Consider the following 21,113-nt stretch of genomic DNA (forward strand, 5'->3'; position numbering starts at 1 on the left):
TCCTTGTCTTTCTCGTGTGCGCATGCGGCGTCGTCCATGCGCAGACGCCGCGCATGCGGATTGTCGACGGCATCGTCTGGCAGCCCGACAACGCACACGCCGATCCGCGCGGCGACTGGGACAGGCTCGGCGCGCATGAACTGATCGTGCAATGGACCGCGGTGGACGGCATCTCGTTCGTGCCGGGCGCGGGATTGCGCGCCGCGCCGCGCATGCCGGACTGGGAGCGCATCGGGCAGGAGCCGTGGGCGCGCAACGTGATCGTCGGACTGGCGGGCCGTTTCGACGAAGCCGCCGCGCGCGCGAATGCGGCGCAGTTGTTCATCGAATCGATGCGGCTTGCCGAGATTCGTCCGCCGGTGCACGTGACGGGCTACTACTTTCCCGTCGAGATCGATCCGACGTGGCAGAACGCGAGCGCGCTGCGCACCCTGCTCGATGCGTTGCCGCGGCCCTTGTGGATCAGCGTGTACGATCGCGCGAACGTCGGCGGCGCGGCGCTCGCGCAATGGCTCGATCAATGGCTGCCGGGCGACGTCGGCGTGCTGCTGCAGGACGGATGCGGCGTGTATGCGCGCGAGCCTCGCGTCGCGCGCGAGTACGCGGACCAGCTTGCCGCGACGCTCGGGCACTCGCGCGTGAGAATCATCGCCGAGGCATTCCGGCCGCAAGTGGGCGGCGGGTTTCGCTCAGCGACGGTGGATGAACTGAAGCCGCAGATCGACGCGTATCGCGGTTACAAGACCTATCTCTTCGATGGGCCGCATTATGTGTCGCCGGAACTGGTGCAGGGTTTGGTGGACGCTTACCGCCGTCCGGCCGCGCCGCGTTGAGCGAAGCATCGACGCAGCACGGCTCGCCGCTTATTTCGATGCCGTTTCCACCGCGCGCCCCGCTTCGCCTGGCAACACCGAGGTCAGCACACTCGCCGGCACATGCCGCGCCTCTTCCTTCGATACCGCCCCGACGAACTTCCATCCCGACGGCAACTTGACGAACGTGAAGCCGGTCGGCTGATCGACGAACACCGAGTACGGCGCGGGCGATGCGGCCTCGGCCGTCTGCGCGAACGACACCAGCGGGGTTGCCAGCAACAGCGCGGCGGCAATAGCTGAAATAGCTTTTTTCATGAACGAATCTCCTGTTTGCTCGCCGCACAATGCCGGACAGGACTTATCCGATATTTATGTAGCGATCGATACACATATTGGAACATCGGCCCGGGACAACGTCCAGTCTTTTTGTTACGATCGACACATAATTCTGAATTGCAGTGCGCGCATCAATCGCGGGCGCGCGCGAGGAGCGAGGCATGTCGTCGGAACTGGAGAGCACGCAGCACAAGGGTCGCGGCCGGCCGCGCGCGTTCGATCGCGAGGCGGCATTGCGAAACGCGATGGAACTGTTCTGGACCAAAGGGTTCGACAACTGCTCGATGGCCGATCTCGTCGAAGCGATGGGCATCAACTCGCCCAGCCTCTACGCCGCGTTCGGCAGCAAGGAAGCGTTGTATCGCGAGGCGATCGGGCTTTACGTGGACGCGGAGGGCGGCGCGGCGCTCCGGCAGTTGCAGGCGCACGACTCCGTGCGCGACGGCTTGCGGGCGATGTTGCGCGCGAGCACCGAGCTCTTCACGCGTGCCCCGAATCCGCGCGGCTGCATGATCTTTCTTGGCGCGATGTCTGTCGGCGCCGAGCATGCGCAGTTGCGCGCCGAGATGCAGAAGCACCGGCGCAAGGTGGCGACGATCGTCGCGGCGCGGCTCGCGCGCGCGATCGAAAACGGCGAACTCGACGCCCGCGCCGACGCGCCCGCGCTCGCCGCGCTGTGCATGACGCTGTTCGCGGGGCTATCGATTCAGGCCCAGGACGGCGTGCGCAAAGCGACGCTCTTCGCGGCAATCGATCAGTTCATCGAAACGCTGCCTGTGCGCAATAAGCGCTGAGACGCCATGCGCATGCATCGTTCGCTGAAACGATCGCGGCGCACGCTCACGATGATGAAACAAACTGTCGTCGCGCTTGCCGGCACATGGAATGCCGGAACAAAATCCGTCGGCCGGAACGTGTAATCGCGGCACGCGGCATCACGGAGCATTGCCATGACCACTCACGTCATCAGTTTTTTCGCGGACGACAGCGCGCGCGCATCGTTCGACAATCATCGCCGCTATTGCGCGCGCCATGCCTACCCGCACGAATATGTCGATGCCAGCGCGATAGGCTGGCCGCATCTGCGCATGTTGCTGAAGTATCAAGTGCTGTTGCGCGCGCTGCGCGAGCGCGCCGAGGGCGATCTCGTGTTGCTGCTGACACAGGACAGCATGCTGTTGCGCGACATTCCCTGCGAAACCTTCATGCGCGACGCGAGCCGCGACTGGATCGTCGCGTTTACCTACGTGGGCGAATCCGTCGAAGTGATGGCGGCGTTTCAGCTCTGGCGCAACACGGCGGCCGCGCGCGAGCAGGTGGAGCGCCTCTGCCGCGGCGCGAAGTTCGGCGGCGCGCTCGCGAGCGAATCCGAATTGCTGCGGGCGCTCGATCCGCCGCACTTCAACGTGACGATCGAAGGCTACGTGCCCGTCGTGCCCGCCGCGCTGCACGTCTCCCCGATCTGGGCCGACTGGCCGGCGTTCGCCCTCACGCTCGAAGATCTGCCCGACGCGCCGCGCAATCAGCCGGTATTCACGCATCTGCGCGATCTGTTCGCGGATCACATCAACGCGTGCCAGTCGAAAGGGCTGCCGTATCTCACGCTGCCGCCGCCGGACGTGGCGCCAAACGCCGCGAGCCATGAAGCGCTGAATCGTCACGCACCCATCGCGTTCGCGATGCTCTACACGCCGAACATCCGCGAATACGGCGCTATCGCCGAGCGCAACCTGCGCCGCTATTGCGAGCGGCACGGCTACGCGCTGTACCTCTATCGCGACGTGCCGCCGGAAGCGGGGGGCGCAAGCGGCAACTGGGTGAAGCCGTGGGTCCTTTGCCGTCATCTGCACGAGCACGACTGGGTGTTCTGGATCGATGCCGACGTCCTCGTCATGGATCAGGGCAAGCCGCTCGATTCGCTGCTGGAAGGCCGCGACCGCGTGATCGCGATGGACGTGAGCTGGCGTTTCAACTCGGGCATCATGGGCTTTCGCAACACGCAGCAAAACCGCGACTTGCTGGCTGAAATCGATGCGGGTATCGGCGCGATCGCGGACAAATCATCGACGTATGCGAGCGGCGGCGATCAGGACGTGTTCATCAAGGTGCTGGAGAAGCACGGCCTGGCTGAAGAGTGCGATCTTTTCGACTGCACCACGATCAACACGCCGTATCAGTTGCAAAGCGCCGGCAGCTTCATGGTGCACTACATGCATATCTGGCCGTCGTTGCGCGCGCTCGCCATGCATCACGGCGACCTGACGAGCCAGACGCGCGGGGCGCGGCGTCCCTGAGCGCTCGGTATCCTTGACTTTCCATTCGTTTACGCGCGAGCATGAGCCATCGCGCGGGCTGTCGCGCGGCCGTCGTCTTTGTACGTAGTCCCTACTTACACATCATTCCGATGGTGACGCGCCCGTCCACACCACGGCAGCAAATCCGCCTTTGCACGGCGAGCGACGGCGTGCGCATCGCGTATGCGACGTGCGGCTCGGGGCCGCCGCTCATCAAGGCGGCGAACTGGCTGAGCCACCTGGAGCTGGATTTCACGAGCCCGGTGTGGAGCCACTTGATGCTCGAACTGTCCAGCCGGTACACGCTCGTTCGCTACGATCAGCGCGGTTGCGGGCTGTCCGATCACGACGTCGGCGATATTTCCTTCGATGCCTGGCTGCGCGATCTCGAAACCGTCGTCGATGCGAGCGGGCTCGAACGCTTTCCGCTGCTCGGGATTTCGCAGGGCGCATCGATCGCGGTCGCCTACGCGGTGGCGCATCCGGAGCGCGTCACGCATCTCGTGCTGCATGGCGGCTACGCGCGCGGGCGGCTCAAGCGCACGTGCGATCCCGCGCTGCACGAGGAAGCCGAAATGCTCGTGAAGCTCGCCGAACTCGGCTGGGGCAAGCAGAATCCGGCGTTCCGGCAGTTTTTTACGACGCAGTTCATCCCCGGCGGGACGCCCGAGCAGCATCACTGGTTCAACGAACTGGAGCGCCTGACCACGACCCCGCGCAACGCCGCGCGCATCATGCGCGTGTTCAACAATATCGACGTGGTCGATCTGCTGCCGCAGGTGCAATGCCCGGCGCTGGTGCTGCACGCAAGCGGCGACGCGCGCGTGCCGTTCGACGAAAGCCGCCTGATCGCCGGGCAGATCGCGGGGGCGCGCTTCGTGCCGCTCGAAAGCGAGAACCATCTCACGCTCGAAAGCGAACCGGCATGGCAGCGCTGGCGCGAGGAAGTGCGCGGGTTTCTGCCGTCGGCGGCGCATCTGACCGATCCCGCATTCTCCGCGCTGACGCGGCGCGAGCGCGATATCGTCGAATTGCTGGCGGGCGGCCGCGACAACGCGCAGATCGCCGCGCGCCTCGCGCTGAGCGAGAAGACCGTGCGCAATCACATCACGAGCATCTTCGCGAAGCTCGAAGTCGAAAACCGCTCGCAGGCCATCGTGCTCGCGCGCCGCGCGGGCTTCGACGCGCCCGCCGTCTGAAGCACTTCATCGGTTGCACCGTCTGAGTTCGCTTCGACGACTTCGGGACATGCGTCCCCCTTCCTGGCCGCCAAAAGCAAGGATTCCCGATCACGACCGGGACATACGCCTCATGTGCGCTCGCACGTCTGTCCCGAGAATGCAACGCAGAACGGAGACGCGACGCCTGACCCCCGACTTTCACGCCGACCTGTTCGACGAGGCGCGCCTCACGATGGCGCCCATTCTGATCGCAGTCATCGACGCAAAGTCAGCACGGAGTTCGCACATGCAAGCCGTTCAGCACGAGTCCACCCGAATCAGCCCGAAACAACGTTATGCGAAGTGCATTGAAGTGTCCCGGCGCATCCGCTGGGATATCGATCGCGATGTGTTGCGCGGCCGGTACTTCGATCCCGCCCACAAGTTCATGCCGGACGGGCTTTCGCAGGTGAACCGCCTGCCGTTTCTCGACACGCGCGAGCGCCGCCTGATGTCGCAGGTTCAGGGCCGCACGTACGCCAACATGTTCGGCATGATCGAGCGGTTCGTCGGCGCGAAGATGCTGGAGGTCGGCCGCGATCACGCGCTCGGCGACCAGACCGCGCTCGAAGCGATCGTCCGTTTCACCGACGAGGAACTGAAGCATCAGGAGCTATTCCGCCGCGTCGAGGCGCTCGCGGCGCTCGCGTTGCCACCCGGCTATCGCTTCATTCCGCAGGCCGATGAAGTCGCCGCGTTCGTGCTCGGCAAATCCACCTGGTCGATTCTCGCGCTGACCTGCTGCGTCGAGATCGTCACGCAGGTGCATTACCGGCAGAGCATGGAAAGCGACAGCAGCCTCTCGCCGCTCTTCAAGGACATCTTCCTGTTTCACTGGAAGGAAGAGTCGCAGCACGCGATCATCGACGAACTGGAATGGATGCGCGAGGACGCGAAACTCGACGACGCCGCGCGCGACACGGCGGTCGGCGACCTGATCGACCTCGTCGCGGCCATCGACGGCATGATGCAGGCGCAGGCCGCCGCCGATGCGCATTACTTCGTCACGATGCTCGACCGCGCGCTCTCGGACGACGAAGAAGCGCGCGTGCACGCGCTGCTGGTCGATGCGTACCGCTGGCAGTACATCATCTCCGGCGTCGACGAGTCGCGGTTCGGCGAAATCCTCTCGCGCGTGATCAGCGAGCGGCAGGGTGAACGGCTCGGCGCGGCGCTCGCGCCCATGCGCCGCCTCGCGCTCGAAAGCGAGCCCGATGCCGTTGCGTGATTGCGTTTTTGCGATGCCCGAAAGGCCGGACGGAGGCGTCCGGCCTTCTTCGTTTTCGAAGGCGATTCGTAAAAAACACGCAAGAAACACGCTTTGCTGCTCTGCAAAACGCTGAATTGCCATGGAAATCTAGTCGTTACTGGCGTACTGAGCCGGATTTTTTTCGTGCAAGATGTGTGTCACAGGCTGTCGCCGTTCGCTGTCCCAAACTGATAAATAGATTGGACCACCATGCTCGCCGAACCGTTGCCGCATACATCCGACATCGAAAAATTCGCCGACGATCACGAGCGTTTCGCGCGCCATACGCCATCCGAAATCTCGAGCGTGCTCCGCAGTCTCGTGCAGCGCCGCGACATGCTCACCGTGACGAGCGGGCAAGGGCAGATCGTGACGCAACTGCTGGAAATCGACGTGCGCGAGGCGCGCATCGTGTTCGACTGGGGCGGCGTGGAATCGGACAATCGCGCGTTGCTCGAAGCCCGGCAGTTGTACTTCAAGGGCGCGCCCGATGGCGTGCGCGTCGAATTCACGACGCAGGCCGCGCACGCCGTGACGCACGAGGGGCGGCAGGCGTTCGAGGTTTCCTTTCCCGAGAAGCTCTATCAGTTCCAGCGCCGCGAGTATTTCCGCGTGCCCGCGCCGGTGCTCGATCCGTTCTACGCGAAAGGCGCTTTCGCGGACGGCGAACCGTTCCGCTACGAAGTGCACGATGTGTCGCTCGGCGGCATCGCGCTGCGCATGGAGTCGCCGCGTCTCGCGGAAACCGAACTCGGCACCCTGTTCAGCGATGTCGTCCTGCATTTCGGTCCGGGCGCGGCGTTTCCCGTCGATCTCGAACTCGTGTCGCCGCGCACCGTGAACACGCCGCGCGGCGATGTCCGCTATGTCGTCGGGTTTCGCTTCGTGCGTCTTTCGGGCGCGGCGGAAAACGTGCTGCAACGGCTCATCACGCGGATGGAGGCGAAGCGCCGCAGCCTGTCGGCCTGAGCTGGCCCGAGTCGGTGTGCGGGCGCGAGGCATGCGTGGAGTAGAATGCGTGCCTCCTTCCACTGCATCGCACCTCATGTTTCGCAAGGCCTGGCGCGGAGAAGAACGCTTCTGGAAAGTCTGGTGGCTGTTGGGCGTGCCGATCCATCTCGCATGGTGGTTCGTCTATCTCGACCTCTGGACGAGCGGCGTCGTTCCCGAGACCTTTCTGCTCATCACCGTCTGGTTCTGGCCCGGCATGCTGGGCGTGTTCGCCCTCTGCTCGGCGGTCTATCTGCTGTGGTGCATGCTGGCGTGGCGATGTTCGGCCAACGTCGACCGGCGCGTCTGGACAATCGTCGCGCGCGTGCTGATCGGCGTCGGGCTCGGCTCGTTCGTCACCGAATGCGCGCTGATTCTCGCGGCCCCGTTCGCCTGATTGTTCGTCGTCGCGCGGCTTAAGCGTGCACAATGTCCCGGCTTGCCGGGCGAAAACAACGCAGCCAACGACACACGGACGACGGGACGACGACGCGCATGCTCAACGAATTCGCCAAGACGGTACTCGTGATCGTCGCCGGGCTGTTTCCGATCATCAATCCGCCGGCGACGGCGCTCGTCGTGCTGAGCATGCTGCCGCATCTGAGCGACGCCGAGCGCACGGAGCTGGCGCGGCGCATTTCCATCAACAGTTTCGCGATATTGCTGGCGTCGCTGTCCATCGGCGCGTATGTGCTGACTTTTTTCGGCATCTCGATTCCGGTGCTGCGCGTGGCGGGCGGCATCGTCGTCGCGATGGCGGGCTGGAGCCTGCTCCAGAAGCCCGATGACGACGACGCCGCCGAGTCCGCGCCCAAGCCGCGCACCGGCGCAACGCTGCGCGCGAAGGCGTTCTATCCGCTGACGCTGCCGATCACCGTCGGGCCGGGCGCGATCGCGGTGGCCATTGCGCTCGGCACGGGCACGCCGCGTCACGGGCTGCAGCCGGTGCATCTCGCGGGCGTGAGCGTGGGCCTCGTGCTGCTGTGCGTGAGCATCTACGCGTGCGTGCGCTTCGCCGGGCATCTCGAACGGCTGCTCGGCACCGTGGGCACGCAAGTGGCGATGCGCCTCTTCGCGTTCGTCATCTTCTGTATCGGCGTGCAGATTCTGTGGCTCGGGCTGTCGGAACTGCTCGCTTCCGTGAAACTCGATATCCGGTAGAAACCCCAAGCGACGCTCCCGGATGGCGTCGTTACCATTTTTCGCGATTTTCCTGGTATCGCTACCATCGAGGAGACGCTGCTTGACTTCGAATCGCAAAAAGCCCGAAGAACTGCGCAGTCACCGCTGGTATGGCGCGAACGATCTGCATGCGTTCGGCCATCGCTCGCGCACGGCGCAGATGGGTTATCACCCGTCCGATTACATGGGCAAGCCGGTCATCGCGGTGATCAACACCTGGAGCGAGATCAACTCCTGCCATACCCATTTCAAACAGCGCGTGGAGGAAGTGAAGCGCGGTGTGTGGCAGGCGGGCGGCTTTCCCGTCGAGATGCCGGCGATGAGCCTCGCCGAGCCGTTCCAGAAGCCGACGACCATGCTCTACCGCAATTTCCTCGCGATGGAAGTCGAGGAAGTGCTGCGCTCTTATCCGTTCGACGGCTGCGTGCTGATGGGCGGTTGCGACAAGACCACGCCCGGCCTGCTGATGGGCGCGATCAGCATGAATCTTCCCGCGATCTATCTGCCCGCCGGCCCGATGCTGCGCGGCGACTGGAACGGCCGCACGCTCGGCAGCGGTTCCGATACATGGAAATATTGGGCCGAACTGCGCGCGGGCAGGATCACCGAGGCCGAATGGAAGGGCCTGGAAAGCGGCATCGCGCGCTCGGCCGGCCATTGCATGACGATGGGCACCGCATCGACGATGACGAGCGCCGCCGAAGCGCTCGGCATGACCTTGCCCGGCTTCGCCTCGATTCCGGCGGTGGATTCGCGTCACGCGCAGTACGCGTCGCAGACGGGGCGGCGCATCGTCGAGATGGTGTGGACCGATCTGAAGCCGTCGGACATTCTCACGCCGAAGTCTTTCGACAACGCGGTGACGACCGTGCTCGCGCTATCCGGCTCGACCAACGCGATCGTGCATCTCGTGGCGGTGGCGCGGCGCGCGGGCGTGCCCCTCACGACCGCGCGCTTCGACGAGTTGGCGCGCGTGACGCCGGTGATCGCCGATATCCGTCCGGCGGGCAAATATCTGATGGAGGATTTCTTCTATGCGGGCGGCCTGCGTGCGCTGCTCGCCGAACTCGGCGATTTGATCGACGGCTCGCAACTAACTGTCAATGGCGCAACCCTCGGCGAGAACATTGCGGGCGCCGAAATTTTCGACGACGACGTGATTCGCCGGCGCGGCAATCCACTGGTGCCGAACGATGCACTCGCCGTGCTGACCGGCAATCTCGCGCCGGATGGCGCCGTCATCAAGCCCGCGGCGATGGAAGCGCGCTTGCTGAAGCATCGCGGGCCGGCGGTTGTGTTCCGCGATTACGCCGATATGGCCGCGCGCATCGACGATGAATCGCTCGACGTCAGCGCCGATTCGGTGATCGTGTTGCAGCATGCGGGGCCGGTCGGTGCGCCGGGCATGCCGGAGTGGGGGCAATTGCCGATTCCGCAGAAATTGCTGAAGCAGGGCGTGCGCGACATGGTGCGCATTTCCGATGCGCGCATGAGTGGCACGAGTTACGGCGCGTGCGTGCTGCATGTGGCGCCGGAATCGTTCGTCGGGGGGCCGCTCGCGCTGGTGAGGGATGGCGATATCGTTGAACTGGATGTGCCTGGGCGGCGTCTTCATCTCGATGTCGGTGAGGAGACGCTTGCCGCGCGTCGGGCTGAATGGAGGCCGCCGAAGCGTCGGTTTGAACGTGGGTTTGGGGTGATGCATCAGCTGCATGTGATGCAGGCGGATAAGGGGTGTGATTTTGATTTTTTGGAGTAGGTGAAACGGGGTTTGGTTTTTTGGTTTTCGTGGAATCCTGTTTTGTTGTCGGTTTATTAGCACTGCCCCTCCCCGGGGCGGGGGTAACTTTCTTTGCTGCTGCAAAGAAAGTCACCAAAGAAAGCAGCTTTGTCACCGCCCGCGGTCACACGCACGTTGGCCATTTTTCTCCTTGGGGAAAGGCCCTCGCCTAAAGAGTGCCCTCACAAGCCCAACCGGGCTTGGATCGCGCACGGTCTGACAAACCATAACTTCGAGCGCGCTGGTTCAGCACGAAATAGCTTCGGCACAGCGCTACGCGCTGCCGTGCGGTATGCAGGGGAAACCAGCGAACACGAATGCACCCGCATACCCGATTAGCCCATCGGCCGCGAAGCGGGCTGGAACTTGAAATGGCTGTACCAATGAATTAAGTGGCGCGATGTGACGGACCGTGCGCGATCCAAGCCCGGTGGGTCCTTCGAGGGCGACACTTAGGCGAGTGCCGCCTTGGAGGAGAAAAGTGGCCAAACTGCGTGTGACCGCGGGCGGTGAGAGAGCTGCTTTCTTTGGTGACTTTCTTTGCAGCAGCAAAGAAAGTTACCCCCGCCCCGGGGAGGGGCATCGCCAATAGACCGACAAGAAATCAGGATTCCATAGAAGTAGAAAAACCCCCAATCAATCCACCACACGATTAAGGCAACAAATTCCACCTAACAATAGCACGCGCATCGCGCTCAAACCCGAGCACACTCATCGCAGCAGTATCCATCACGAGATGCGCGCCAAACGAAGCCGCCCCCGTCGCCCACTGCGCGCCAAGCACCCGCGAAAAATGCGCATGCGAAAAGAGCGCGATATTCTGCGCCTGCGTAGCAATCAGCTTATCGATCAACGCCTGCGCGCGCGCGCCGACATCCGCGAGACTCTCGCCCTGCGGAATCGGCGATGTCCAAACGGACCAGTCCGGCACTTCCTGCCGAATATCAGCCGTGGTCCGCCCTTCGTAAATCCCGTAATTCCATTCGTGAAGCTCCGGCTCAACTTGAGCGCCATCGCCGAGTCCAGCGAGCTTGCATGTTTCGATCGCGCGGGCCATCGGGCTCGTCAGCACGAGGTCGAATCGTTGCGCCGCCAGAACCGGCGCCAGCGCGCGCGCCTGCGTGCGGCCCGCCTCGGTCAGGGAGATGTCCGTCGTGCCGGTGTGCTGGCCAGACTTGCTCCATTCGGTTTCGCCATGCCGGATCAGCCAGATATGCACACCGCTTTTCGTGTTCATGTCGTTCACCCGATGTCTGAAGATAGCCTAGTCGAGTTCGCCCGTCGCGAACGCTTTCAACAGATGATGCGCGATCGCGAACGGCTTCGGCGCCGAGAGCCCGTGTTCGTGCGTGCCGTCGAGCATCGCGCCGACTTCCTTGCGCGTAAACCAGCGCGCATCTTCCAGCTCGTTCTTGTCGACGACAATCTCCGTACTCGCGGCGCGCGCGAAACAGCCGATCATCAGCGACGACGGAAACGGCCACGGCTGCGACGCGTAATAGCGCACGTCCGTGCAGCGGATGCCCGCTTCTTCCAGCACTTCGCGATACACCGCATGCTCGAACGTCTCGCCCGGCTCGACGAAACCCGCGAGCGCCGAGTACATGCCCGGCAGAAACTGCGGCTGACGGCCCAGCAGACAGCGCTCGCCATTGGTGACGAGCATGATGACGACCGGATCGACGCGCGGAAAATGCTGCGCCTTGCAATTCGCGCAGATGCGCCGCCAGCCCGCGCCCCCCGAATCGGTCGGCTGGCCGCAGTTCGCGCAGAAGCGATGCCGACGATGCCAGTCGAGCATCGAACGCGCCTCGCCGAGCGCGCTGACCATCGGCGGCGGCACGAGGCCTTGCATCGCGATCGGGCGCAACTCGATCGCTTCGATCGCCGATTCTTCGGGCAGGCTCTGCGCGCCGCTATCGAAAGACAGGGCGAAGAGCGCGCGTGCTTGCGCGTCGCGGCCGAGAAACACGGTTTGCAGCGGCGCGCCGAGCGTGGCCGCTTCCTGCGCGCTGAAAAGCGGATCGTGGCCGCCCGCGCGCTTGAAGAGCGGCACGTTGTTCACGAAAAGCAGAAAACGCGTGGCCGGATCGGCGCTCAGACCCGCGACGAAGCCGTCGTCGTCGCGCTTTTCCGACACGCGATCGAGCGGATCGAGCGTAAAACCGATGGCATGAGGCGGCGTGGGCATAGTATTTTTGCGTATGTGGCGGAAAGGTCGATCACGCATCGTAGCGAAGATGGCGCGTCCTTGCAGGCGGCGCTTTTCCCGGAGACATCGATGATCACGCTCTACTCGTATCCTCAGTTGTTCGGTCTCGAAGACAACAATCCGTTCGGCCTGAAGGTATTCGCGTTCCTGAAGCTGTCCGGCCTGCCGTTCGAGCACCGCCACGTGCTCGACACGAGCGCCGCGCCGCGCGGCCAGTTGCCGTATCTCGTCGATGACGACGAAACCATCGGCGATAGCGACGCGATCATCGCGCATCTGAAGCGCAAATACACGCTCACGCTCGACGACGCGCTTGCCGCGCCGCAGCGCGATCTCGATCTGCTGATACGGCGCACGCTCGACGATCTGTATTGGGTGATGTCGTACTCGCGCTGGCGCGACGATCGCTTCTGGCCGCAATTCCGCGATGCCCTGCTCGCGCAGCATCCGGATATTGGCGCAGAGGCGCTGGAAGGCGCGCGCAAATACAATTTCGAGCGGTATCGTTATCAGGGTATCGGGCGCTACGAGCCGGACGCCGCCTATGCGCGCGGCGTCGCGAGTCTTCAGGCAATAGCGAATCTGCTGGGCGACGGTCCGTTCCTGTTCGGCAACGCGCCGGCGAGCACCGATGCGGCGCTGTATGGCTTTGTCGCGAGCATCTATTTCTACGATATCGATACGCCGCTCAAACGCTTCGTCGCCGCGCAGGGCAATCTCGTGAAGCATTGCGCCGCGATGCGCGAGCGCATGGGGCAAAGCCCCGCGCCGTAATCACTCCGGCGCCGTTTCCACATCCTTCGCCGACCAGCTTATGCTCGACACGCCGCGCTCCATGCTCATGCGGCTCGCCATGCGTTCGAGCCTCGCCTGATCCTTCGGATGCATGCGCACGGTCGCCGTGACCTTGATGCGCGGCGGCTCGCCTTCGACATCTTCGCTCGTGAGACTCTGAAACGAGAGCGGCTGCGCGTCCATCGCGTTGGAGAGCAGCGTGCGGATATGAATCTCGTCCTCCTCTCGCCCGATGACGGTCAGGACATACTCTCGCACGATATCCGCGCTCGACACGGGCGTCGCGTTGATCGCGCGGCTCACTTCGCGCAGGACCGTGTTGGTGGCGAGCACGACGACCGTGCCCGCGATCGCCGGTCCGAAATGCCCGGCGCCGCACAACACGCCGACGGCCGCCGAGCACCAGAGCGTCGCCGCGGTGTTGATGCCCTGGATCGAGCCTTTGTCGCGCATGATCACGCCGCCGCCGAGGAAGCCGACGCCCGACACGACGTACGCCGCGATCTGCGTGACGCCCGCGACGCCGTTGCCCGTCAGGATGCCGAGCGTGACGAACAGGCATGCGCCGCTCGCGACGAGCGTGATCGTGCGCAAACCCGCCGTGCGCTGGCGCAACTGCCGTTCGAGGCCGATCGCGACGCCGCAGGCGAACGCGGCGAAGAGACGCAAGGCGAAATCGACGCTCATCGTGACAGTGGCAAAGCCATTCCCGGAAACAGATAAACCGGAAACGATGTCACGCGAACATGTCGCTGGTATGAAAAATTGCGTGAGCGCATGGATTACCGGCACACGGCGCGTGAATCGGATTTCTCTAGTGGCCGCGAAGGTCCGGACGCTTCTAAAGTCCAAACTTCAATTGTCCGGAAGGGAGTCGCACGATGGAGTCGAAAACAAGCGTATCGATCAATGAGAAAGGGCAGGCAGTCGTTACCCATTCAATGCCTCTGAGCGACTATTGCTTTCAGAGCGCAAAAACCTTGCGTGCCATGGTGCAAGTCGTCAGCAATGCGAAGCTAACTGAACAGAGCGGCGAACTCGTGAAGCCGCTCATGGAACTGCTGCGCGTACAAGTGGATCAGTTGGAGCCGCTTTTCACGGCACTCGACCATCACGCCTACGCGAAAGGTTTCGAAGACGGCCGGGACGTGGCGCTTCCGAAGCTGAAGCCGCAGATCGAGTTCGCCAAGGGACCGTCCGCGGAAAGCATCGCCATCAAACCTGCCCGATGAATTTCCTCACGCTCACTCGCACGTCGCGATAATCGGCCGCCGCATCGAAGCCATTCGGGCGCGTGACCGCGTCGCAATAACTGGCGATGCGCGGCGAGACGACACGCTTCGCGCCGGACAGCGTCCGCTCACACACGCGTTCGAACGCGCGCGCTTCGTCGCGTGTGCTTACGAGGCCGGCCGCGCCGGCGAGCTGGATGCGGGCGAGCGCGTGCGCGTCGGTTTCTTCGGTGAAGGCGATAACCGGCATCGCCGGAAAGGTTTGCGCCAGCGTGCGCAGCGGCGCGAAACCGTTGGCGCACGATCCTTCGATGCCGCCGCTCAGCACGATCAGGTCGAAGCTCGCCGTCTTCAGCCGCCCGAGCAACTGATCCATGCTCCGCACGCACGCGGTAATCCGAATTCGCTCGTGCGACTCGAACCAGCTTTGCAGCCCGTAGAGCACCACGGGGCGATCGTCCGCCACGATGATCTCGATCTTGTTTTCGCGCATCATTCTTCTTGTCTGCCTTCATGGGTCGTGAACGACGCTCACCGCGCTCACGTTGTCCCTGGATCGCGCACGGTAACAAATCGGCTGCCTTATCGCTGCATTTCTCAGCATTTCGCTGCGCCGCACAACAAAATATATCGATTACGTGTCGATTTGCGCGTCCGCCGTTCGTCGTTCCGGCAAAGGCGCTGTAAAGCGAAGCAAAAGCGCGCCACGTCCTGAACCCGTTCGACGACCCGGAGGCTGTCCGATGAGCTTGCAACTCTATGCCCACCCGTTTTCATCTTACTGCCAGAAAGTGCTCGTGGCGTTATACGAGAACGGCACGCCCTTCGAATGGCGCGCGCTCACGCCAGAAACGCCGCAGTCCATGCACGAACTCACCGAAATCTGGCCGATGAAGCGTTTCCCGGTGCTCGTCGACGACGGCACGCCGGTGATCGAATCGACCGTGATCATCGAATATCTGGGACTTCATCATCCCGGCCCGGTGCGCCTCGTGCCCGACGACCCGCGCGCCGCGCTCGAAACGCGCTGGATGGATCGCTTCTTCGACAATTACGTGTCTACGCCGCAGCAGAAAATCATCTTCGACGCCATGCGCGATCCGAAAGAGCGCGATACGCGCGGCGTCGCCGATGCCCGCGCCATGCTCGACACGTCCTACGCGTTTCTCGAGCGCAAGATGGCCACGCGCGAATGGGCCGCGGGCGATGCCTTCAGTCTCGCCGACTGCGGCGCGGCACCGTTTCTCTTCTACGCGGACTGGACGCACCGCATCGGCGACGCGTATCCGAACGTGATCGCGTACCGCAAGCGTCTGCTCGCGCGGCCTTCGTTCGCGCGCGCGGTCGACGAGGCGCGGCCGTATCGGCCGCTGTTTCCGCTCGGCGCGCCGGAGCGCGACTGAATCGCCCACAGCCAAAGGAGATCGACCATGAACTACGTTTCCGCGAACGAACTCGCGCAACGCGCGACGATGCGTTTCCCCAACGAGAGCGCCGACTACCGGCGCGCGCGTACCGCATTGCTGGCGGAAGAAATCGAACTGCGGCGGCATATCGAGCGGGTGGCGCAGATGCGTCGCGCGCTGCCGCCCGGCGGCGAAGTGACAGGCGATTACCGGTTCGACGGCGAGCGCGGGCCGGTCGATTTCGCCGGCCTGTTCGGCGACAAGGACACGCTCGTCACATACAGCTACATGTTCGGGCCGCAACGCGAGCGTCCGTGTCCGATGTGCACGTCGTTGCTTTCGGCATGGGAAGGCGAGGCGCGCGATATCGAACAGCGCGTGGCGCTCGCGGTGATCGCGCGTTCGCCGCTCGACAAGCTGGCCGCGTTCAAAAAGGAACGCGGCTGGCGCGACCTGCGGCTGTTTTCGGATACGAACGGCAACTTCAGCCGCGACTATCACGCGATTTCGAAGGAAGGCGGCGATGAACCCGCGCTCAACGTGTTCACGCGCCGCGATGGCGTGATTCGTCATTTCTGGAGCGGCGAGATGGATTTCGGCACTGCCGATCCGGGCGAAGATCCGCGCGGCGCGCCGGACCTGATGCCGCTGTGGACCGTGCTGGACATGACGCCGGAGGGCCGAGGCACGAACTGGTATCCGAAGCTGGATTACGGTCCGCGCGAGTAATTCGGCGGTCGACGCGGACGGATACAATGCGGCGGCGCGCGAACATCGCGCTTCTGGCCGACGCTATCCGATCCAACTCATGAACAATTCGTCCCGGGCCTTCCTTCTGGGCCCGCTTCTCAAGAGCGTGTCGCGGTCGTTTTATCTCACGCTGCGCATTCTGCCGGCCGCGATGCGCGATCCCATCGGGCTCGCTTATCTGCTCGCGCGCGCGGCGGATACCATCGCCGATACCTCGCTGATTTCGCCGCAACGCCGCCTGGAATGGCTGCTTTCGCTGCGCCGGCAAGTCAACGGCGCGCCCGACGACGGCGCGCTCGCCAGTATCGCGGGCGAAGTCGCGGGCCAGCAAACGCAGCCGGACGAGCGCGCGCTGCTCGAACGCCTCGCCGAAGCGCTGGCGATCCTGCCGCAACTGAGCCGCGACGATCAGGCCGCCGTCCGCGACATCGTCACGACGCTGACGACCGGAATGGAATTCGATCTGCGCACGTTTCCCGACGAGACCTCGGGCCATATCGTCGCGTTGCGGGAATTCGGCGAACTGGATCGTTATACGTATCTGGTCGCGGGCTGCGTCGGCGAATTCTGGACCAAGATGACCTACGCGCACATGCCCGGCACGCTGAAGGCCGCGCCCGAGACGATGCTGGCGCTCGGCGTGCGCTTCGGCAAGGCGCTGCAAATGACCAACGTGCTGCGCGATTGCGCGCGCGATCTGCGCATCGGCCGATGCTATCTGCCCGAAACCCTGCTCGCGCGTCATGGCATCGCGCCGCGCGATCTGCTGCAACCGGAATCGTCGGCGCGCGCGCGGCCCGTGCTGTTCGACCTGTTGCGCACGTCGATCGCGCTCTTTCAGGATGCCGTCGATTACACGCTCGCGATTCCCGCGACGGCAGTTCGCCTGCGTCTCGCATGTCTGTGGCCGATCATGATCGGGCTCGACACGCTCGTGCTGCTCGCGCGCAATGAGGCATGGCTCGATCCCGGCCACATCTCGAAGGTTCGCCGCAACGACGTGTATCGCATCATGGCGGCGTCGTTGCCGATGGTGGCATCGAACGGCATGCTGCGCGCGTGGACTTCACGCCGCATGCGCGCGATCGAAGCGGAAATCGGCGCCGGTTTCAGCGCCGCAGTTCGGCCATGATCCGCTCGGCCAGAAAGTCGCAAGGCGGCCGTTTCGATGCCGCGCTGCGCGCCAGCACCACTTCGAGCGTGCCGATGTCGGGCAAGCCTTGCGGCGGCCCGAGCAGCGTGAAATGCGCGGGCACGGCGCATTTTGCGAGCGGCGTCACGGCGAGGCCGGCTTCGGCCATCGTCAACAGACCGAGCAGGCTCGGGCTCTCATACGACGTGCGATAGCCGATGCGCGCGCGCTCCAGGCTGCGGATCGCGTTCTCGCGCGCGACGCTGCCCGGCAGGAACACGGCGATCGGCAAGGGCCGCTCCTTCCAGATTTCGGTGCCGGGCGCGGCGGCCCAGACCATCGGCTCATGGCGCAGAAATTCACCCGACAGGCCCTTGACGCGCGTGGCGCAGACGAGATCGACCGTGCCGTCCTTCACCATCGGCGCGAGCGCGAGGCTCGGCAAGCCGACGACCTGAATCTCGACCTTCGGGTACGTCGCGGAAAATTTCTTGAGGATGGGCGGAAAAAGCGACGACGCGTAATCGTCCGGCACGCCGATCACCACGCGCCCGGTCACGTCCGGCCGCACGACTGCCGCCCAGGCCTCGTCGCGCAGCGCGATCATGCGGCGCGCGTAGGTGAGCAGCACCTCGCCGTCTTGCGTCGGCACCACGCTGCGCGGCTTGCGCACGAAGAGCGCCTTGCCCAGCGCGGTTTCCAGCGTCTTGATCTGCATGCTCACCGCCGATTGCGAGCGATGCACGAGTTCCGCGGCGCGGCTGATATTGCCCGTATCCGCGACCGCGACGATCATCGACAGTACGTCGAGGTCGAGCGCTTTCATGGCGAACTTCATGGAGCACGACCGTTTTCTATCAGATAATCTGAACGATTCTATCAAAATTATGCGTTTTTCTTTTGCTTCCGCGCGGCGCATAGTCGCATCAAAGGAGCGAACCATGAACGCGCGAACCGATCTTTCCGTCCTCACCGCCGTGCAAGGCTTACCCGAACCGTCGTTCGCCACGACCGCGTCGGGCGTTTCCGTGCCGTTCATCGAGTGCGGAGAGGGCGAACCGATGCTCTTCGTGCATGGCTCGCTGTGCGATTACCGCTACTGGAGTGCGCAGGTCGTGCCGCTCGCGAAGCACTTCCGCTGCATCGCGCCGAGCCTGTCGCATTACTGGCCCGCCGTCGATGCGTTCGTGCGCGGCGAATTCAGCGTGGAAGCGCACGTCGCGGAAATGGCGGAGTTCATCGAGTCGCTCGATCTCGCGCCGGTGCACCTCATCGGGCATTCGCGCGGCGGCAGCATCGCGTTTCATCTGGCGCGGGAATATCCGCGGCTCGTCAAGACGCTGACGCTCGCCGATCCGGGCGGGCCGCTGGAACTGGTGTCTCAGTCCACGCCCGCGACGCTGCCGCCCGCGACCAACGCCTTGCGCGCGCGCGTGGCCGAACTGATCGAGCAGGGCGAGTACGACCGTGGCCTGGAAATGTTCGTGGATTCGGTGAGCATGCCGGGCTTCTGGAAAAAGAGCACGGAGAGCTTTCGCCGCATGGCGCTCGACAACGCGCTCACGCTGCCCAAGCAGTTCCGCGATCCGCTGCCCGCCTACACGCGCGAAGCGGCGCGCGACATCAAGTGCCGCACGCTTCTGATCGACGGTCAGAAAAGCCCGCGCATGTTCCGCAACAACGTCGAGAAGCTCGAAGAATGGGTCGAGTTCGCGGAGCGCGTGACGATCGCGGGCGCATCGCACGGCATGAATGCCGCGAGCCCCGGCGCGTTCAATCGCGCGGTTCAGGCGTTTGCCGGGGCGTGGTAGGCGTTATTGCAGCTTCCAGATGTTGGCCGCGATCGTGCCTTCGTCGTTGAACACGTTGATGATGTCGGGCACGTCGCTGATCGGCACATTGTTCACGACCAGCGCGAACGCGAGCCTGCGGCCGCTTTTCGCATCGATATAACCCGCGAGCGCCTGTCCTTTCAGCGTGATCTGCTGCTGCCCGTTCGGGCCGTCCGTGCCCGCCACGTAAGTGCCGGTTTTCGCGTACACCTTGCCCTTCGCGCCCGCGAGCGTCGGATCGCTTTCGAAGTCGGTCGTGCTCGCGAGCGAGCCGTCGACGCCGAGAAAGGGCATCGAGTCCACGTAGGCCGGGAATGCCGGGCGGCCGTTCATCGCGCGCAACATGGCGATGACCGCGAGCGGCGTCGCCGTGGTTTCGCCGCCGCCGCTGCCGTCGATGAAATGCGTCTGCGTCATCGGCACGTTGAACGGCGCGCTCGATAGCGTCGCGTTTTCCGCCGCGAGCGCGGTGGCGAGCGTGGTCGAGCCGTTGTTCGCGACGCCGAACAGCATGAGGCTCGTGTCCGCGCCGATGTTGTAGCTGACCTTCAGAATCCACTTCGTGTATTGCGCCCACGGCTGCGACGTGAGCTGCGCGACGCGCGTATCGGCGGAATACGCGTTCTTCGCGGGCAGCAGTTGCACCGGGTTGCTCTCGACGGCGTTCGCCGTGACGGTCACGCCCGCGCGCGCGAGCGCTTCGATCAGCACCGTGCGCGCGTAGTTCGACGGCTGCGTGATGCGGAACGTGCGGATCACCGGAAAGCTCGGGACGATCGGCGGCACGTAATCCGCGGGAATCGAGCCGCCCAGCACGCCGCCGCAGGGCAGCGCGCCGAAGCAGGCCGGCTCCTCGGGCGTCACGGTGATGTTCGCGGCCGTGCCCGCCGGGCCCGTCAGCAAAGTGGATTGCACCGTGAACGCCGACGACTTCGGCCGGTAATCCACCGGCGACAGCGAGCCCGCGCTGCCCTGGCCGATGATCGTATCCACCACGTCGTCATTGACGAAGATCGGCCGCAGATTGAACTCGCCGCGAAAATCGAACGGATCGAACAGCCGGTCGTCGATCACGACTTCGCCGTTGATTCGCTTGATGCCCGCCGCCGCGACCTGTGCCGCGAGCGAGTCGTAGCCCGCGAGCGGATCGGGCGCGGTGATCTGCGCATTGCCGAGATTGTTGGCTTCGTTGTGGTCGAAGTTGGTGAAGGCGAGCGTGCCGTCGGGATTCGTGCGGCCGCCCATCGCGAGATCGCCGCTCGCGACGAGCACGAGATTGCCGTTCAGCGTGCCGCTCGCATCGACGGTGCCGAGGCGATACACCGGCGTCTGGAACTGATGCTGCGCGCCGTACTGATCGAGCGCGGCGCCGACGGAAAAGACCTTGCGCACCGACGCGATATACAACTGCGCGTTCGAATTCATGTCGTAGATCACGTCGCCCGAATTCAGATCGACGACGCGCAGCGCCCACGTCGAGCCCTGATACATGGGCTTTTTCATCACCTGGGTGATGGAGTCGGGCACGGCAGTGTTGTTGGAGTCCGAGCCGCCGCACGCGGACAGGGATGCGGCGAGCGCGCAGCAAAGCGCAAGAGCGGCAGGACGTGCCGGACTTCCTGAAAGCGGGTTCATGACGCGGCTCCGATAAAGGCACATCACGCTCCGATGGGAGCGAACACCAATACGTCGGGACTGCTTCACAGCGCAGACAGGAAATCGTCGGCGGCCGCACGCCGTTATTAAGGGAGCGGCTGAGTGAAATTAACGAGCATGCGTGTGCCTTGTCAAGCACGGACTATCGCTAATCGGGCGCCAGATCGAAGCCTTAATCGTGGCGTTTAGGCAAGCGCTTTTTGTACGATTTCTCGAGCGACTTTCACGCGCT

Annotated in this window: 22 protein-coding genes; 15 read left to right on the plus strand and 7 right to left on the minus strand. The window is 64.0% G+C overall.

What is annotated here, in order from left to right; all coding sequences use genetic code 11:
• Positions 1-53 precede the first annotated feature (53 nt).
• A complete protein-coding gene (locus AWB70_RS12755) occupies positions 54-833 on the plus strand; it encodes an alpha-amylase family protein (RefSeq protein WP_235024230.1) in 780 nt (259 codons plus the stop codon).
• A gap of 30 nt (positions 834-863) precedes the next feature.
• Here the strand turns inward: AWB70_RS12755 and AWB70_RS12760 are convergent, their stop codons facing one another.
• Positions 864-1,130: a hypothetical protein gene (locus AWB70_RS12760; protein ID WP_053571664.1), complete on the minus strand. Its 267-nt coding sequence runs from the start codon at positions 1,128-1,130 to the stop codon at positions 864-866.
• 182 nt (positions 1,131-1,312) lie between these two features.
• Here AWB70_RS12760 and AWB70_RS12765 point away from each other — a divergent pair, with 182 nt between their 5' ends.
• The 8 genes from AWB70_RS12765 (at position 1,313) to araD (ending at position 9,845) form a co-directional block, all read left to right on the plus strand.
• Positions 1,313-1,945, plus strand: a complete 633-nt coding sequence (locus tag AWB70_RS12765; RefSeq protein WP_045461637.1) for a TetR/AcrR family transcriptional regulator — start codon at positions 1,313-1,315, stop codon at positions 1,943-1,945.
• A 156-nt stretch (positions 1,946-2,101) separates the two neighbouring features.
• The gene (locus AWB70_RS12770) at positions 2,102-3,445 is read left to right on the plus strand and encodes a glycosyltransferase family protein (protein ID WP_053571663.1); all 1,344 of its coding nucleotides are present in this window, start codon (positions 2,102-2,104) and stop codon (positions 3,443-3,445) included.
• Between the two features lie 110 nt (positions 3,446-3,555).
• Positions 3,556-4,644, plus strand: coding sequence for an alpha/beta fold hydrolase (locus tag AWB70_RS39265; RefSeq protein WP_014252781.1), 1,089 nt, complete (start codon positions 3,556-3,558; stop codon positions 4,642-4,644).
• A 268-nt stretch (positions 4,645-4,912) separates the two neighbouring features.
• The gene (locus AWB70_RS12780; protein ID WP_053572114.1) at positions 4,913-5,893 is read left to right on the plus strand and encodes a hypothetical protein; all 981 of its coding nucleotides are present in this window, start codon (positions 4,913-4,915) and stop codon (positions 5,891-5,893) included.
• Positions 5,894-6,124: 231 nt separating this feature from the next.
• Positions 6,125-6,883 carry a flagellar brake protein gene (locus AWB70_RS12785; RefSeq protein ID WP_053571662.1) on the plus strand — a complete coding sequence of 253 codons (759 nt, stop codon included), beginning with the start codon at positions 6,125-6,127 and terminating at the stop codon, positions 6,881-6,883.
• Positions 6,884-6,932: 49 nt separating this feature from the next.
• Entirely contained in the window at positions 6,933-7,301 is a 369-nt protein-coding gene (locus AWB70_RS12790; RefSeq protein WP_231927976.1) for a hypothetical protein, read from the plus strand.
• A gap of 98 nt (positions 7,302-7,399) precedes the next feature.
• On the plus strand, positions 7,400-8,065 hold the full coding sequence (locus tag AWB70_RS12795; RefSeq protein ID WP_053571661.1) for a MarC family protein: 666 nt from the start codon (positions 7,400-7,402) through the stop codon (positions 8,063-8,065).
• Positions 8,066-8,147: 82 nt separating this feature from the next.
• Positions 8,148-9,845, plus strand: a complete 1,698-nt coding sequence (gene araD, locus AWB70_RS12800) for an L-arabinonate dehydratase (protein WP_053571660.1) — start codon at positions 8,148-8,150, stop codon at positions 9,843-9,845.
• A gap of 673 nt (positions 9,846-10,518) precedes the next feature.
• Here the strand turns inward: araD and AWB70_RS12805 are convergent.
• The gene (locus AWB70_RS12805; protein WP_053571659.1) at positions 10,519-11,103 is read right to left on the minus strand and encodes a histidine phosphatase family protein; all 585 of its coding nucleotides are present in this window, start codon (positions 11,101-11,103) and stop codon (positions 10,519-10,521) included.
• Positions 11,104-11,130: 27 nt separating this feature from the next.
• On the minus strand, positions 11,131-12,057 hold the full coding sequence (gene nudC / locus AWB70_RS12810; RefSeq protein WP_053571658.1) for an NAD(+) diphosphatase: 927 nt from the start codon (positions 12,055-12,057) through the stop codon (positions 11,131-11,133).
• Positions 12,058-12,147: 90 nt separating this feature from the next.
• On the opposite strand from nudC, the gene AWB70_RS12815 reads away from it, so the two are divergent.
• Positions 12,148-12,852 (plus strand): glutathione S-transferase C-terminal domain-containing protein, encoded by a 705-nt coding sequence (locus AWB70_RS12815; RefSeq protein WP_053571657.1) that lies wholly within the window; start codon positions 12,148-12,150, stop codon positions 12,850-12,852.
• Here the strand turns inward: AWB70_RS12815 and AWB70_RS12820 are convergent, their stop codons facing one another.
• Positions 12,853-13,560, minus strand: a complete 708-nt coding sequence (locus AWB70_RS12820) for an MgtC/SapB family protein (RefSeq protein ID WP_045461616.1) — start codon at positions 13,558-13,560, stop codon at positions 12,853-12,855.
• A gap of 194 nt (positions 13,561-13,754) precedes the next feature.
• On the opposite strand from AWB70_RS12820, the gene AWB70_RS12825 reads away from it, so the two are divergent.
• Positions 13,755-14,105: a hypothetical protein gene (locus AWB70_RS12825; protein ID WP_143281636.1), complete on the plus strand. Its 351-nt coding sequence runs from the start codon at positions 13,755-13,757 to the stop codon at positions 14,103-14,105.
• Here the strand turns inward: AWB70_RS12825 and AWB70_RS12830 are convergent.
• On the minus strand, positions 14,089-14,598 hold the full coding sequence (locus AWB70_RS12830) for a response regulator (protein ID WP_053572113.1): 510 nt from the start codon (positions 14,596-14,598) through the stop codon (positions 14,089-14,091). The two genes, AWB70_RS12825 and AWB70_RS12830, sit on opposite strands and share 17 nt — an antisense overlap.
• A 250-nt stretch (positions 14,599-14,848) precedes the next feature.
• Between AWB70_RS12830 and AWB70_RS12835 the strand changes: the two genes are divergently transcribed.
• The 3 genes from AWB70_RS12835 to AWB70_RS12845 all read left to right on the plus strand — a co-directional run bounded on the left by AWB70_RS12835 (position 14,849) and on the right by AWB70_RS12845 (position 17,393).
• Complete coding sequence (locus tag AWB70_RS12835; RefSeq protein ID WP_053571655.1) at positions 14,849-15,508, plus strand: glutathione S-transferase family protein; 660 nt, start codon at positions 14,849-14,851, stop codon at positions 15,506-15,508.
• 27 nt (positions 15,509-15,535) lie between these two features.
• A complete protein-coding gene (locus AWB70_RS12840; RefSeq protein ID WP_053571654.1) occupies positions 15,536-16,240 on the plus strand; it encodes a DUF899 family protein in 705 nt (234 codons plus the stop codon).
• A 79-nt stretch (positions 16,241-16,319) separates the two neighbouring features.
• Positions 16,320-17,393, plus strand: coding sequence for a phytoene/squalene synthase family protein (locus tag AWB70_RS12845; RefSeq protein WP_053571653.1), 1,074 nt, complete (start codon positions 16,320-16,322; stop codon positions 17,391-17,393).
• On the opposite strand, the gene AWB70_RS12850 is transcribed toward AWB70_RS12845, so the two are convergent.
• On the minus strand, positions 17,371-18,219 hold the full coding sequence (locus AWB70_RS12850; RefSeq protein ID WP_200826412.1) for a LysR substrate-binding domain-containing protein: 849 nt from the start codon (positions 18,217-18,219) through the stop codon (positions 17,371-17,373). The two genes, AWB70_RS12845 and AWB70_RS12850, sit on opposite strands and share 23 nt — an antisense overlap.
• 115 nt (positions 18,220-18,334) lie before the next feature.
• On the opposite strand from AWB70_RS12850, the gene AWB70_RS12855 reads away from it, so the two are divergent.
• Entirely contained in the window at positions 18,335-19,204 is an 870-nt protein-coding gene (locus AWB70_RS12855) for an alpha/beta fold hydrolase (protein ID WP_053571651.1), read from the plus strand.
• Between the two features lie 3 nt (positions 19,205-19,207).
• Here the strand turns inward: AWB70_RS12855 and AWB70_RS12860 are convergent, their stop codons facing one another.
• Positions 19,208-20,860 carry a D-alanyl-D-alanine carboxypeptidase/D-alanyl-D-alanine-endopeptidase gene (locus AWB70_RS12860; RefSeq protein WP_053571650.1) on the minus strand — a complete coding sequence of 551 codons (1,653 nt, stop codon included), beginning with the start codon at positions 20,858-20,860 and terminating at the stop codon, positions 19,208-19,210.
• Positions 20,861-21,113 lie beyond the last annotated feature (253 nt).

The organism is Caballeronia cordobensis (assembly GCF_001544575.2).
Lineage (GTDB): Bacteria > Pseudomonadota > Gammaproteobacteria > Burkholderiales > Burkholderiaceae > Caballeronia > Caballeronia cordobensis.